This window comes from Pseudophaeobacter sp. TrK17 (assembly GCF_042192375.1).
GTDB lineage: Bacteria > Pseudomonadota > Alphaproteobacteria > Rhodobacterales > Rhodobacteraceae > Pseudophaeobacter.
The window spans coordinates 3,187,732-3,202,130 of sequence record NZ_CP071700.1 but is presented as its reverse complement, the minus strand read 5'-3'; the positions used below and the strand labels follow the sequence as shown (position 1 = coordinate 3,202,130).

At 59.4% G+C, this 14,399-nt stretch carries 14 protein-coding genes; 9 read left to right on the top strand and 5 right to left on the bottom strand.

Annotated features, from left to right (window positions below; translation table 11 throughout):
- The first annotated feature begins 124 nt into the window (after positions 1 to 124).
- Positions 125 to 265, top strand: coding sequence for a hypothetical protein (locus JZI28_RS15115; protein ID WP_158441640.1), 141 nt, complete (start codon positions 125 to 127; stop codon positions 263 to 265).
- Positions 266 to 276: 11 nt separating this feature from the next.
- Here the strand turns inward: JZI28_RS15115 and JZI28_RS15110 are convergent, their stop codons facing one another.
- Positions 277 to 1,623 (bottom strand): IS1380 family transposase, encoded by a 1,347-nt coding sequence (locus JZI28_RS15110; RefSeq protein WP_040176196.1) that lies wholly within the window; start codon positions 1,621 to 1,623, stop codon positions 277 to 279.
- 100 nt (positions 1,624 to 1,723) lie between these two features.
- Here JZI28_RS15110 and JZI28_RS15105 point away from each other — a divergent pair, with 100 nt between their 5' ends.
- Positions 1,724 to 3,043, top strand: a complete 1,320-nt coding sequence (locus tag JZI28_RS15105) for a methyl-accepting chemotaxis protein (protein WP_375698146.1) — start codon at positions 1,724 to 1,726, stop codon at positions 3,041 to 3,043.
- Positions 3,044 to 3,201: 158 nt separating this feature from the next.
- Here JZI28_RS15105 and JZI28_RS15100 read toward each other — a convergent pair whose 3' ends face one another.
- Entirely contained in the window at positions 3,202 to 3,429 is a 228-nt protein-coding gene (locus JZI28_RS15100) for a hypothetical protein (protein WP_348153000.1), read from the bottom strand.
- 336 nt (positions 3,430 to 3,765) lie between these two features.
- Between JZI28_RS15100 and JZI28_RS15095 the strand changes: the two genes are divergently transcribed.
- The 6 genes from JZI28_RS15095 (at position 3,766) to JZI28_RS15070 (ending at position 8,936) form a co-directional block, all read left to right on the top strand.
- A complete protein-coding gene (locus JZI28_RS15095; RefSeq protein ID WP_375698145.1) occupies positions 3,766 to 4,377 on the top strand; it encodes a DUF4178 domain-containing protein in 612 nt (203 codons plus the stop codon).
- Positions 4,374 to 5,684: a DUF4178 domain-containing protein gene (locus JZI28_RS15090; protein ID WP_375698144.1), complete on the top strand. Its 1,311-nt coding sequence runs from the start codon at positions 4,374 to 4,376 to the stop codon at positions 5,682 to 5,684. Before JZI28_RS15095 ends, JZI28_RS15090 begins: the two co-directional genes overlap by 4 nt.
- Position 5,685: 1 nt before the next feature.
- Positions 5,686 to 5,844, top strand: a complete 159-nt coding sequence (locus tag JZI28_RS15085) for a hypothetical protein (protein WP_295455170.1) — start codon at positions 5,686 to 5,688, stop codon at positions 5,842 to 5,844.
- Between the two features lie 11 nt (positions 5,845 to 5,855).
- Positions 5,856 to 6,080: a DUF350 domain-containing protein gene (locus JZI28_RS15080; protein ID WP_297340905.1), complete on the top strand. Its 225-nt coding sequence runs from the start codon at positions 5,856 to 5,858 to the stop codon at positions 6,078 to 6,080.
- Between the two features lie 7 nt (positions 6,081 to 6,087).
- The gene (locus JZI28_RS15075) at positions 6,088 to 7,680 is read left to right on the top strand and encodes a polyamine aminopropyltransferase (protein WP_375698143.1); all 1,593 of its coding nucleotides are present in this window, start codon (positions 6,088 to 6,090) and stop codon (positions 7,678 to 7,680) included.
- A gap of 152 nt (positions 7,681 to 7,832) precedes the next feature.
- The gene (locus tag JZI28_RS15070) at positions 7,833 to 8,936 is read left to right on the top strand and encodes a CaiB/BaiF CoA transferase family protein (protein WP_375698142.1); all 1,104 of its coding nucleotides are present in this window, start codon (positions 7,833 to 7,835) and stop codon (positions 8,934 to 8,936) included.
- Between the two features lie 17 nt (positions 8,937 to 8,953).
- On the opposite strand, the gene JZI28_RS15065 is transcribed toward JZI28_RS15070, so the two are convergent.
- Positions 8,954 to 9,751, bottom strand: coding sequence for a helix-turn-helix transcriptional regulator (locus JZI28_RS15065; RefSeq protein ID WP_375698141.1), 798 nt, complete (start codon positions 9,749 to 9,751; stop codon positions 8,954 to 8,956).
- A 133-nt stretch (positions 9,752 to 9,884) separates the two neighbouring features.
- On the opposite strand from JZI28_RS15065, the gene JZI28_RS15060 reads away from it, so the two are divergent.
- The gene (locus JZI28_RS15060; RefSeq protein ID WP_375698140.1) at positions 9,885 to 11,870 is read left to right on the top strand and encodes a CocE/NonD family hydrolase; all 1,986 of its coding nucleotides are present in this window, start codon (positions 9,885 to 9,887) and stop codon (positions 11,868 to 11,870) included.
- 61 nt (positions 11,871 to 11,931) lie between these two features.
- On the opposite strand, the gene nadC is transcribed toward JZI28_RS15060, so the two are convergent.
- Together nadC and JZI28_RS15050 are read right to left on the bottom strand one after the other, a co-directional pair.
- The gene (gene nadC / locus JZI28_RS15055; RefSeq protein WP_375698139.1) at positions 11,932 to 12,783 is read right to left on the bottom strand and encodes a carboxylating nicotinate-nucleotide diphosphorylase; all 852 of its coding nucleotides are present in this window, start codon (positions 12,781 to 12,783) and stop codon (positions 11,932 to 11,934) included.
- 11 nt (positions 12,784 to 12,794) lie between these two features.
- Positions 12,795 to 14,378 (bottom strand): L-aspartate oxidase, encoded by a 1,584-nt coding sequence (locus tag JZI28_RS15050; protein WP_375698138.1) that lies wholly within the window; start codon positions 14,376 to 14,378, stop codon positions 12,795 to 12,797.
- Between the last annotated feature and the right edge of the window lie 21 nt (positions 14,379 to 14,399).

Sequence of the window (14,399 nt, the reverse complement as noted above, 5' to 3'; positions counted from 1 at the left end):
GGTGGGGGGGGGGGCTATTCGCCATAGACGATGCGGTTCTTTATCTTAGCTGACATTCCCCAAGTGGAACGTCCTCCCGCCCACCTTGCCGCTGTTCTGCGCTCCTATCAAGCCTCTTGGACCCATGGTGCCGTTGTTCGGGCATCTGACGCGCGAACTGAGCACGATTTCCGGTCTCGGGGGCGAGGTTGATCCGGATATTGGTCTGACCGACCCCCGTATGGATAGACCGGTTGAGCCGCTTTTGTTCAGGTTTTATGATTAACGATGTTGTCATTAGGGAACCGGCGGTGCGCGCAGCCGATGTATGGCCGCAAGGATGCGGTTGAACAGATCGCCGCTGACAGCCACCTCGGCCAGTTGGAAGGTGATTGCACGGGCGTGACGCACAACCCTCGCACCAATCTTGATCAATCGCGTCTGCAGGCTTGTCAGTGACCAGTCGGCTATCTCATCAGGTAGATCAGTGCCCTGTAGGAAGGCACCGATATTGTAAGCCAGTGCATGGAGTTGCAGCCGCACCTCGTTCTGCGCCATGCCTTTGCAGGACAAACGGGTCCAGTTGATCGCCTGCTTGCCTTCCTTGATGTATTGCTCGGCGGTGCCGCGTTGGTTGTAGAAGCGGATGATCCAGTCGGGTTCCATCGGCATGTTGGTGACCACGAAGCCCACGCGCGGGAACAACTCGCTGGGATGCCATTCCACCTTGGCGATGACACGACGAGGTTTGTCCCAAGATGCCGCCTGATATTGGAAGTCGCCGTAGATGCGCTTCACGCCTTTTGGCGGACGACCCACAGGGCGCTTGAGCAGATGCGCAATCTTGCCCTGAAGAACGCGATTGGCCCGAAGGCGGATGGCGTAGAAATAGTTTTCCAGTTCCAGAGTTTTGTATAGCTCCGGGATGGCGAACGCAGCATCCCCCCGGAAGAACCGCATCAGGTGACGATCCGCATATCGCGCGATGACGGGCTTCAGAACCTCTTCCCACCCATCTGCGCTGTGAACATTGCCGGGGCGCAGGGCGCAGCGTTCCAAATGGCCAAACTGGTTGAAGACGAACAGCGGGTGATAGCACATGCAGCCGAAATGCCCGTTCCAAGCGGTGCCTTCTTGCGCGCCGTGGGTGGGACTGACTGAACTGTCCATGTCGAGCGTGATCCACTTGGGCGGTTTGCGATTGTGAACCCGGTCGATCCAGTGTCCTGATAAATCCGCCAGCACAGTGCGATTGTCGGTTGCCGCCAACACCTCGGTCTCGAACCGTCCCATCTGGCTCGCAGACGCGGCCTTGGCCTCAACGGCACGCCCTCCAACGACCTGCCGCATCACCGGATCAAGCGATAAACGGTCCGCGTCATTAACATCATCATATCCGGCCAGCCGCCCAAAGACCGACTGGCGCAACAAGCCGACCAGTGAGTGCAGGCGATTGTGGCCAGTTCGCGTGTCTCTCAGAAATCCGCCCGCAATGTCGTGCAGGCCGAGCACTTCATCCAATTCCCTGAACAACAGTAATCCACCGTCCGAGCTGATCTTGGAACCATGAAACTCCAGCCGGACCCGGCGGTCAAAACTGAGCCGCCCATCACCCGTTTCGCGTGCACCCTCTGGGTGATCCATAATCCACCACCTTCAGCCAAATTAACATACTGAAATATAACACATTAGTGGCCGTTGGAGGCGCGAAAACGTCAAGTTACTTGGGAAATGCGGGATAAATATGCTTTATACGTTATTGGGTATTTCTGGCCTGACCATTTTGGTGGTGCTATATAATGCGCGCAAAACGACGCTGACCATTACCAGACCAATCGAACGCTTGCGCATGGCGCTCAAAGATGTTGCGGAAGGGGATTTTGAGATCAGGATCTCTGACCGAATGCGCCCGGACGATTTTGGTGAAATTGCCCATGATATCGATGTGATTACTGCCCTTGTTGTAAAAACTCTCGCCGAACAAGAGGCGGGCCGAGCCGAAGGGGAGCGTGTTATCACCCGTCTTGGGAACGGGTTGAAAAATATGTCGAAAGGGGACTTTAGTGACCGTATTGATGAAACTTTTGACGATGAATACGACCCATTGCGCATTGATTACAATGAAACGGTCGATAACCTGAATGAATTGATTTCCAAGGTGGTATTGGCCAGCAAGGGTATTCAGGGACGATCCAGTGAAATTCAGGTCGCATCCGAGGATCTGTCGACGCGCACTGCCAGCCAGGCCGCAACGCTGGAGCAGACTGCAGCAGCGCTGGAGCAGATGGCCATGAGCGTCAACACTGCGGCGCAAAACACCAAAGAAGTCGAGCAGGCGGTGGTGACAGCGCGCAGCGACGTGGAACACAGCGGGCGGGTCGTTGAGGGGGCAATTGCCGCCATGAACGAAATTGAGGCGTCTTCTAGCCGGATTTCGCAGATCATTGGGGTGATTGATGACATCGCCTTCCAGACCAACCTTCTTGCGCTTAATGCCGGGGTTGAAGCGGCGCGCGCTGGTGAAGTGGGGCGGGGATTTGCTGTTGTGGCCTCCGAAGTGCGTGAGCTGGCACAGCGGTCGTCTGAAGCGGCAAAGGAGATCAAAATCCTTATCGCGACCAGCTCCGATCATGTTCAGGATGGGGTGCAGCAGGTTGACGGTGCAGGCAAGGCACTGGAAGCGGTTGTCCAGCAGGTTGCCCAGATTTCAGAGCTGATATCGGGTATTTCTGCGGTCTCTGCCAATCAGGCTACGGGGATCAACGAGGTCAATATCGGCATGTCTCAGCTGGATGAGGTGACCCAGAAAAATGCGACAATGGTTGATGAGTCCAGCTCTGCTATCCAGTCTTTGAATGGCGAAACACGCGGACTGAATCAGCTGGTTGATCAGTTTGTCTTGCGCGAGGAGCAGGATCAGATCGATGACGCAACCTCTTGGCAGGACAGTGCACCTGAGCCTTGGCAGGACAGTGTGTCTGAGGTGGATTTTGCAGAAGCCACTGACGATTTCGACGTGGATGATATGGACTATGAGGAAGAACAGATGCCTCGGTCTGCATAGGCCATCATCGGCCTGAGCCATCAACCTGCCTGAGCCATCGACGAAGATCACAGCTAGGATGATCTGTCAGACAATGGCCGGATGCGCCCATTTTGAACAGCCTTAAACTTTTGGCTGGATCTCAAACCGGGCGCATCCGCGAAATCGTACAACCAGACCTAAAGGTAGTAGCTGTCGGAAAAGACATGATGTGCCAAGCGGTCACGCTTGAGGCCACGTTTTGCAAGCTCTTCGTCGCTCATCGCCATCAGTTTGGTTAGGGTTTTGTAGCGCGTGTCGTTTTCGGCCATTGCGACCAAACCTCTGCCAAGGGCTGTGAAGGGCTTCGCAAGAAGATTCAAAAGTCCAAAGGCGGTTGGGACGGTATAATGTGCGGTATGTGCCATTTGCAGGTCACTCCTGATAAAACGTCTCCCATGGGGTGAAAATAGGCGGCGGTTCTCCGCGCCACCAGCCGCAGCGCCGTCATAGCCGCTATGCGTTGAGCTCAGGCGCCGGGATGGCGTAAATTTCAGGCATTAAAAACATATATTTGTTAGATTTTTTGCATCTTGTGAAACCTGCGGGCTCAGGGGGCGTGAATTTGAACCCTTGGGCGGGTAGGGCGCATCTGCATTTCAGGATAAATCTGTCCAGTCCTTGGCATGTTGCAAAATGCAAGCATGAGGGAAAATGGTGTTTTTTCCCGTTGCGAGCAGGGCCTGAATGATAAGAATTGGCCCATGAGCGAAATGAACTGTCCCAACTGTGGTAGCCGCGTCAGCCCGGCGATCAAAAGCGTCAAGATGATCACCTGCGAGTCCTGTGCGACCACTCTGCTGCTTGAGGATGCGGGGCTGCGTCTTGCGGGCAGCCAGGGGGTGCTGCATGAGGTGCCGATGATTTGCCAGCTGGGCGATGAGCTCAAGATCGGCAAGGGGCGCTATCAGGTTCTGGGCCATGCCCGGTTTTCCTACGGGCGCGGCACCTGGGATGAATTCTGGGCGATTGACGGTTCCGGCAATCCGGTGTGGATTTCCGTCGATGAGGGCGATCTGATCCTGCAACGTGAACTACCAGAAAAAGACTGGCCACAATACCGGGGGACGCTGCGTCTGGGCCGTACGCTGCGCTACAAGACCGAAGGGTTTCGCGTCGACGAGGAGGGAACCGGAACATGTGTTGGCCTCAAGGGCAGCTTTGGGCACCCGTTGACGGTCGGAGAGAGCTACCGCTTTCTCAACCTGCAGGGGGAGAATGGCAATGTGCTGTCGGCTGAGAGTGTCGACAAGGACTATGAGTGGTTCATTGGCAGCTGGATTGACCCCTTTGAGGTCGAGGTCAAAGCAGCATGAGCCTGAACCCAGATCTGAAGTCGATCAATTGCACCGCCTGTGGCGCCGGGCTCGACGTTCTGGGCGGCGGCCGGGTGACAACCCATATCTGTAGCTATTGTGGCACGGCGCTGGATGCGTTGGACAATTATAAGACTCTGGTGAAATTCAATATTCTGGAGCGCCCGGAGACCCCGATCAAGATTGGGGCGGCGGGGCAGATCTTTGGGGTGAACTACACTGTCATTGGACTACTGCAACACGAAGAGGTTTGGCGCGGACGCAGTTGGAAATGGGTGGATCATCAGGTGTTCTCTCCCACCCATGGCTATGCCTGGCTGACACTTGAGGATGGCCATCTGACCTTTTCACGGCGCTACCGCAAGCCGGTGGGCTGGCTGTCAGAAGCTGAGGTCAACCGCGCAGATACCCGCCCGAGGGTGCGGGCCGGGATCGAGGTGTTCCAATATTATGACACCTCAACCAGCGCGGTGACCTATGCAGAGGGCGAATTCACCTGGGCGCCGCGCAAGGGACAGAAGACCACCACGATTACGGCGATGTCTGACACTGCGATGTTGGGCTTTTCGACCACCAAACGCGAACGCGAGATCTACCATACGGTCTATCTGGAGCCGACCGAGGTTTCCGGCTTTGATCTGGACACTGGGAGCAAGCCAAGCGGAGTGCATGCGCTTCAGAAATTGAAGGCAGGCGCCCATGCTGGTTTCCTGACCAAGGCGGCACTGGGCTGCATGGTGCTGTGCCTGAGTTTAGCGCTTGTCATGTTCCTGCAAAACGGCAGGCTGGCCGAAACGCGGCAACGGTTCTCGGTTACGGAACTACCGGTAACCATCCCGTTTGAGGTGAGCGAACCAGGGCGTCTGACCCGTATTGATCTACAGGGAAATGGGCGCAATAGTTGGCACTTCCTGTCGGTAGAGCTGGAAGATCCCGAGGGGGAGGTGCTGTTTGAGTCCGGGCGCACCGTGGAATATTATCATGGGCGCGACAATGAGGGCAGCTGGAGCGAGGGCAGCAATGCGGCAAGCCTGGCCTTTTTTCCGCCGACGGCCGGTCGTTATGCGGTGACGCTGGATTTGGAAGAGAGCGGATTTTGGGCGCCAAATACGAATCGCGCTTCGTCGCCGCAACAGCAGTTGACCGAGGTGAGCCTGCAAATTCGCAATGGCGTTTCCAGCAGTTTCTGGCTGGTTCTCCTGGCGCTTGGTTTTGGCTGTGTTGGCGGCCTGCCGATGCTGCGCCGTCATCTGCATAACAGGGCCCGCTGGCGCGACAGCGACTGGGTTGATGAGGACGACGATTGAGATGATGTTATTTCGGCTGGTCTTTGTTGTGCTCTCGGGGCTGGCTATCGCTGGAACCACCTATGTCGCCTATCTGGGCCATGGCGGCGAAAGCCGTGATTTGGATCGCTCTATCCGCGCTGTCAGCGCTGGGCGGGGATTGAATGGAAGTATCAAATAGAGAGGATTCTCATGGAGTATCTTGCCGCAATTCAGCTGGCTGAAATGATCAGCACTGTTGTCTATACAATTCTGGGCGTCGCGCTCATGGGGCTGATCTGGAAGGTCATTGACTGGATGACGCCTTTTCCCATCATGAAAGAGATCGAGCAGGATCAGAACATGGCGCTGGCGGTGTTGATTGGTTTGGTGTTCGTTTCGATTTCGATCATCATTGCGGCTGTCATTGTCTCCTGAGCCGCAGGTGCAGACGACAGAGAGGGCAGGCGCATCAACTGACCCGCTTGCGGCGGCCAAGTCCCTACGCCTGCGGGAGGCCTGGCTTTTGGTGGCAACCTTTCTGGTGGCTGTGGCCGGCCTCATCTATGAGCTGATTGCGGCCACATTGTCGAGCTACCTGCTGGGCGACTCCGTGCGACAGTTCTCCTATGTGATTGGGGTGTTTCTGTCGTCCATGGGGCTGGGGGCCTGGCTGTCGCGCTATGTGGAGCGCCCAATGGCGGGCTTTGTCTGGGCGCAGATTCTGCTGGGGATCGCAGGTGGGTTTATGGCGCCGGCGGTATTCCTGACCTTTGCCTGGATGGAGAGCGTCAGCCTGCCGTTGTACGGATTGCTGATCACCGTTGGGCTTCTTTCGGGACTGGAGATCCCGTTGATCGCGCGGGTGCTCAAAGACATTGGCGCGCCGGAGTTCCGCTTTGAGAATGTTCTTAGCGTTGACTATATCGGCGCATTGGTTGCCTCGCTTGCCTTTCCATTGCTGATCATTCCGCACCTTGGCCTGATGGCTGGGAGCCTGGCGTTTGGGGCGCTGAACCTCGGGGTGGCCGGGCTGTCCTTGTGGATATTTCGTCGCGATACCAGCCGGGCGCAGCTGGGGGTCTGGGCGATCGCACTGCTGGTGACCTTGGTTGCACTATGGCAGGCAGAACGACTGGTATCCGTGACAGAAAGCAACCTGTTTGAGGATGACATTATCCTCAGCGAAGCCACGCCCTATCAGCAGATCACAGTGACCCGGTATCGCGACCGCACCCGGCTGTTTCTGGACTACTCGATCCAGTTTGATAGCCTGGATGAGTACCGCTACCATGAAAGCCTGGTGCATCCGGCCATGTCGCTGGCGCCGCGCCGCAAATCCGTGCTGATCCTTGGCGGCGGTGATGGGATGGCGGCGCGGGAAGTGTTGCGCTGGGCGGAGGTCGATGAGGTCACGCTGGTCGATCTGGACCCACGCGTCACCGAGCTGTTTCGCGACCACCCGGACCTGTCACCCTTGAACCACGGATCCCTGTCTGATCCGCGCCTTGAGATCAAAAATGTCGATGCCTGGCGCTTTGTTGAAGGCAGCAGCGCTGTCTATGATGTGATAATAATAGATCTTCCTGATCCCAAGAACCTGGCCCTGTCCAAGCTCTACAGCCGCCAGTTTTACGGCACCTTGGTTGAGCGACTGAGCGCGCAGGGGATTATGGTGACACAGGCGGGATCGCCACTGTTTGCCCGCGAAGCCTTTTGGTCCATCAATGCGACCCTGCAGTCCAGCCGTAACCCCCAGGCCCCGGGGGCTGGGCTGTCGACGCAGCCCTACCATGCCTATCTGCCGAGCTTTGGCGATTGGGGATTTGTACTGGCCAGTCCGCAAAAACCGGCCTCGACGCGGCTTGGTCTACCTGCAGGTCTGGCGGCGGAGCTGAAATATCTGACCCCCGAGGTGTGGCAGGCGGCGCAGGTGTTCGATCCTCAAAGTGGTCCCACACCAGTGGCGGTCAATACGGTGCAGTCACATGCTTTGGTTGGGTATTATCTGGATGGCTGGGCGCGTTGGTTTGAGTAGCCCGTAAGGGCTGCGGTTTTTAAGGTCCTCGCCTTGGCGTCAGTGCGCAAGCGAGATGATTTCTGATCAAATTATTGCAGGGGGAACAGGGGATGGGGTAGGTAGCGGTCAGGATTGATCGCACGGGGCAAGGCCCCAGTAAGGAATAGCCCATGACCCCGCTTTCTGGCCTCAAAGTTGTTGAATTGGCGCGCATTCTGGCAGGCCCCTGGATCGGCCAGTCGCTGGCGGATTTGGGCGCCAAAGTGACCAAAGTCGAAAGTCCTGATGGAGATGATACCCGCAGCTGGGGGCCTCCGTTTATTGAGCGCGACGATGATAAAACAGCAGCCTATTATTATGCGGCCAATCGCGGCAAAGACTGTGTTGTGGCGGATTTTCGCAGCGAAGCAGGGCGCGCGCAGGTGCTGGAGCTGATCCGGGATGCGGATATTCTGATCGAGAATTTCAAGGTCGGTGGGTTGGCGAAATATGGTCTCGATTATGAGAGCCTGGCCCAGGTGAACCCGCGGCTGATCTATTGCTCGGTCACCGGGTTTGGTCAGGACGGACCCTATGCCAAACGCGCAGGCTATGATTTTTTGCTGCAGGGGATGTCCGGTTTGATGTCGATCACCGGTGAGCCTGAGGGCCAGCCGCAAAAGGTAGGGGTTGCGATCACCGATGTGGTCACCGGGCTTTATGGCACCATTGGCATTCTGGCGGCGGTTGAACAGCGCCATACCACGGGCCGGGGTCAGCACATTGACATGTCCTTGCTGGATTGCGCCACGGCGGTTCTGGCCAATCAGGCGATGAACTATCTTGCCACCGGTGACAGCCCGACACGGCTGGGCAATGCGCATCCCAATATCGCGCCCTATCAGGTCATGGCGGTACAGGATGGGCATATCATTCTGGCCGTGGGCAATGACGGCCAGTTCCAGCGCTTGTGCGATGTGCTGGGTCTGGCGGGCATCAAGGCGGATGCGCGGTTCAGCTCGAACCAACTGCGGGTGGCCAATCGCGATGCCCTGACGAACTTGCTGGAAACCGTGCTGGCGGGCTGGACCCAGGGAGAGCTGCTGGCAGCACTGGAGGCGGCGACGGTTCCGGCGGGTCCGATCAATACCGTGGGTCAGGCCTTTGAGGATCCACAGTTGCAGCATCGCGGAATGCAGATTTCACCAGAGGGCATTCCTGGCGTCCGTGGCCCCTGGAAATTCTCGGATGCTGAACTGGCGTTGGAAAAATCGGCGCCCAAATTGCCAAAATAAGCTTTGCATTTTCTGGGCTACGGCTCTGGAGTGATGCTGATTGGCGGCTGGTCTCCCAGCAGGCGCCGCACCTTTGGGTCCAGTCTGACGCTGGTGCTGGGGTAGGCGCCGGTCAGCGCCAGGGCTTCGCGGGCGCTGGTGCGCTCAGAGATGCGTACCCAGACCGTGCGGGTGGAAAAGGGCTGTTGATCCGGGCGGGCAGATACCCCAAGGGTCAGCCCCTGCAGATAGGTTGTCTGTTGTGGGTGTTCCGGCATTAAAACTGTCTCCGACAAGAAACCACCTGCGCGCCGGTGGGTCTCATACATACACAGCCGGTTTCCCTGAAAGCTGGCCAGCCCGTGATAACGGCTGCGCTGGCGAATGCTGCCGTCGCCGGAGGTCGCCCGCTCATAGGTATGGGTGATAACCAGACCATCCTCGGCCCGGAGCTGGATCAGACTGCGCAGGATCTGCCCTGGCCAGGTCGGGGTGCAGTAATAGGCATGATAGACCCCTAAAAACCGACGCAGCGGGCGGGCCTGGTTTTGAAACAGCCGGTTGAACGGCAAAAGTGAGGGAATTGCGGTCAGCGCAGCCTTATCCAGCCGCGCGCCCTGTGCGGCGCAGAATTCATCATGGGGGGCCAGCAGCTCTGCCTCTGTCAGGGCAAAATATTTACTGATGCGCCGCAGGTTATGGGCCGAGGGGGCGCCGCCACCGCTGAGGTAGCGGTTGAACTGCTGGCGATTGATGCCAATGCCACGACAGGTCTGCGCAATCGGCCCCGCCTCGGCACAGAGCCAGCGCAGGTTTTGGGCGAAAGAAGACTGCATCTGGCGCTCGCTTTTGAGGATCTCAATAAAGTGCTTACATTAGCGTCACTTTGCGCACAATTGCGCAGTATGGCGATTCAGCGACTTAGGCGAGATTGCAGCAAGATTTGTAGCCAGAAAATGAGATGCCCGAATGCCCAACGCCTATGACCTGATCGAGACCACCTGGATCCCCCTGCCCGACGGGCGCCGCCTGGCTGCGCGGATGTGGTTGCCACGGGTGCAGACTCCGGTTCCAGCCATTCTGGAGTATCTGCCCTACCGCAAGGGCGATGGCACCGCGCCACGGGATGAAACCACCCATAGGGTTTTTGCCAGCGAAGGCTATGCCTGTATCCGAGTTGACATCGCCGGCACCGGGGACAGCGAAGGCGTCTTTGATGACGAATATTCGGAGCAGGAGCTGAGCGATGGCGAAGCGGTTCTGGCCTGGATTGCGGCGCAGGATTGGTGCGATGGCAACATCGGTATGATTGGCATTTCCTGGGGCGGTTTCAATGGTTTGCAACTGGCCTATCGCCGCCCCGAGGCGCTCAAGGCGGTGGTCTCGGTGGCCTCGACAGCGGATCGCTACGCCGATGATATTCACTATATGGGCGGCTGCCTGCTCAGCGATAATGCCAATTGGGGCAGTCAGATGTTTGCCTATCAGTCGCGCCCGGCAAACCCCAAGAACCGCGCTGACTGGCGGGAGGACTGGATCAAGCGGATCGCGGAGATGCCCTTTATGGCCGCCGACTGGCTGCGCCATCCGACCCGCGATGATCAGTGGAAGCACGGCTCCGTCTGTGAGGATTGGTCGGCCATCACCGCCCCGGTTTTGGCCATCACCGGCTGGGCGGATGCCTATGTGAATACCCCATCCGCCCTGGCCGCCAATCTCACCGCACCCTCCAAGGCGCTGGTGGGCCCCTGGGAGCACCGCTACGCCCATATCGCCAAACTGGATCCGGCGGATTTCCATGGCGAGGTGCTGGCCTGGTTTGATCACCACTTGCGTGCAGAGGATAACGGAGCTCAGGATCTGCCGGACTACCGCACCTATATGCAGGAACATTTCAACCCCACCATGCAGAACAAGCCCCGTCAAGGCCGCTGGGTGGCCGAGGCGCAGTGGCCATCCCCTAATGTGCGCGACCGGGTGATGTATCTGGGCGCTGATGGGCTGTCGGAGACGGTCACACCAGGACAGCGGGTTGTGCGCAACCCGGCGACGCTGGGGCAGGCTGCGGGTTATTTTTGTGCTGGTATGCGGTTTGAAAATGAACTGCCCGGAGATCAGACGGCGGATGATGCCATGGCTACCTGCTTTGACACTGGGCCACTGGCAGAGCCGCTGGAGATATTGGGACGGCCACGCCTGCGGGTGTCCTTCAGCGTCGACCGCCCGGTGGCGCAGTTGGTGGCGCGGCTGTGTGATGTCTCGCCCGAAGGGGTCTCGCAGCGGATCACCTACCGCGCCCTGAACCTGACCCATCGCGACAGCCATGAAACCCCGGAGCTTTTGGTGCCGGGGCAGCGCTATGAGGCCGAGATCGCCCTGAATGAATGCGCCCATCACCTGCGTGCCGGGCACCAGCTGCGGCTGGCGCTATCGACCTCTTACTGGCCCATCGTCTGGCCCGCACCGCAGGCCGCCGAAGTAACGCTGCATCTGGAAAGCTCGACGCTCACCCTGCCGGAGCGGCGTGTCGCAACCGAAATCACACCGCAAAACCCCGGTGCGCCGCGCGATTATCCAACCCTGCAATCGCAGGTGCTGCGGCCCGCTAGCGGAACCTCACAGACCATAACCCGTGAAGATGGCACAGTGGTGCTGGATACCTTTGACGACTATGGCAAGGCGGTGGATCCCTATCACGGGCTGACGGTGGGCAGTCATGTGTCGATGCACTACGCCATACACCCTGACGATCCGGCCTCCGCAGTGTTCGCCAGTGATTGGACTTTCACTTTTGAACAAGACGCGTGGCAGGTCTCGATTGACACCGAGAACAAGATGAGTTGCGACGTGGAGAACTTCTATCTGTGGCGCAAAGTGACGGCCCGCGAGGGGGCGGAGGGGGCGGAGGTTCTGGTCAAGGAATGGCAGGAAACCATCCCGCGTGGATTTCAGTGATTGGCCGCAGATCAAAACCGGGGTCAGGCGTCTTTCGCCTGACCGTCGCTGCTGATTTGTCTTAAAAATCCAGACCTAAATCCAAGGTGCTCGCCGAATGGGTCAGCGCGCCGGAGGAGATAAAATCAACGCCTGTGGCCGCGACTTCGGCGATGCGCTCCAGCTTCATGTTGCCAGAGGCTTCGGTCACCAGCTGGCCCTGGGCCAGCTCGACGGCGCGGATGAGGTCAGGGGTGCTCATATTGTCCAACAGCACCACATCAGCGCCGCCAGTTTCCAGTACCTGGCTCAGCTGAGCCAGGGTGTCGACCTCGATCTCGACTTTCATCATATGGCTGACGCTGGCCCTGGCGGCGTTCAACACCTGCGCAATGCCACCAGCGGCGGCGATATGGTTGTCCTTGATCAGGATCGCGTCCGAGAGGCCAAAGCGGTGGTTTGAGCCACCGCCGTGGATCACCGCTTGTTTTTCCACCATTCGCAGCCCCGGCGTGGTCTTGCGGGTGCAGGTGATGCGGGTCTGGGTGCCTTTGGTTTCAGCGACAAACCCGGCAGTGAGGCTGGCAATCCCGGACAGACGCCCGGCAAAGTTCAGCGCCACGCGTTCGCCGGACAGGATCGCGGCGGCCGGGCCCTCAATGGTCATCAGGGTATCGCCGGGAGCACAGGGGGCGCCATCCGCGATCAGGGTTTCAACCTGCAGTGAGGGATCCACCAGATGAAAGGCGATGCGGGCGATCTGCATGCCAGACACAACACCGGCCTCGCGGGCATTCAGCCGCGCCCTATAGCGAGCCTCGGCCGGGATCACCGTGCGGGTGGTGATATCGCCGTTCTGGCCCAGATCCTCATGCAGGGCGGCGCGCACCAGCGGTTCCAGCAACAGGTCGGGCAGGGGAGCTTGGCGGATCATGGCATGTCCTTTCAAAGGCTTTGTAACACCCGGTCACGCAGGGCATGGGCGACGCTGAGGGTGGTCTGACTGCGCTGGGCGAGGGCAGGGTCTGGCTGCGGGAAATCGGTGCGGAAATGGCCGCCCCGGCTTTCGCGGCGTTCCAGCGCGCTGGTGGCAATCAGGGTGGCGGTGGCGCACATGTTGAGAAAGGCCTCATCATGGGACTGCGCCGCTTCCAGCGCCTGCAGGGTGGCAAGTGCTTGCCGCAGCCCTTCTGCGTTGCGGCGCATGCCAACATGGGCGGTCATGGTCTGGCGCAGCTGTAGCACCGCCGCCACATCCAGGCTCGGGGCGGCTGGTGCGAATGCGGGGTGGAGCTCTGCCACTGGCGCTGTCGGCATTGTGATAGTGTCTGCAATGTCCCGGGCAGCGCGGCGGGCATAGACCAGGGCTTCGAGCAGCCCGTTCGAGGCCAGACGATTGGCGCCATGCAGCCCGGTGGAGGCGGCCTCGCCACTGACCCACAAGCGATCCAGCGAGGCACGCCCGCGCATATCCGTCTCGATCCCGCCCATGTGGTAATGGGCGGCGACAGCCACCGGAATAGGATCTTTTACCGGGTCAATCCCGGCGCGGGCACAGGTTTCGGCCAGGGCGGGAAAGCGGCTCAGCACCTCGGCGCCAAGGGCGGCACGGGTGTCCAGCATGGGGCGGCGCCCGGCCTGGGTTTCAGCAAAGATACCCCGCGCAACCACGTCACGCGGTGCTAGCTCTGCGTCCGGGTGCTGATCCAGCATGAACCGGTGGCCATCAGAATTTATCAGGGTGGCGCCTTCGCCGCGCAGCGCTTCTGTCGCCAGCGGCGCCGGGTCTTCGCCGCAGTCAACCGCAGTGGGATGGAACTGGACAAATTCCGCATCTGCAATGCGGGCGCCAGCGCGGGCGGCCAGCCCGATAACCTGGCCCCGGATACGTGGCGGATTGGTGGTATGGGCAAACAAGCCGCCAGAGCCACCCCCGGCGAGCAAAACGGCAGGGCAGGAGATCAGCACCGGCGCGGAAGGCTGGTCAGAGCGTCGGATCCAGACCCCCGTCACGGTATCGGCGCGGGTCTCCAGCCGCAGGGCCTCGGTGCCCTCAATAACCTGGATCGAAGGCGTGGCGCGGACCTCCTGGATCAGGGTTTCCATGATCTGTTGGCCCGCCTGATCGCCTTTGACCCGGACAACGCGGGCGGCGGAATGAGCGGCTTCGCGGCTCATCACGTAGTTGCCGTCAGCATCGCGATCAAACGGCGCGCCCAGCTCTGTGAGGTCAAGAATATGATCGCGGGCCATGCGGGTGACCATATCGGCCACCTCGACGTCGACGGTGCCGTCGCCGGCCCTGCGGGTGTCACGGGCATGGGAGGCGGCGCTGTCGCTTTTGGCCATGGCCGCAGCAACACCGCCTTGCGCCCAGGCGGAACTGGCCCCCAGGCCCAGGGGCTCGGGGGAGATCATCAGCACCGGACGCGGGGCCAGCTCCAGCGCTGCGTAAAGCGCCGCAAGACCTGCGCCGACAATGACGATGCGATCCGTCAGAAGCGGCTTGGTCTCGACCAGAGGCGTCATACACTTGGCTCCGAAGAATGT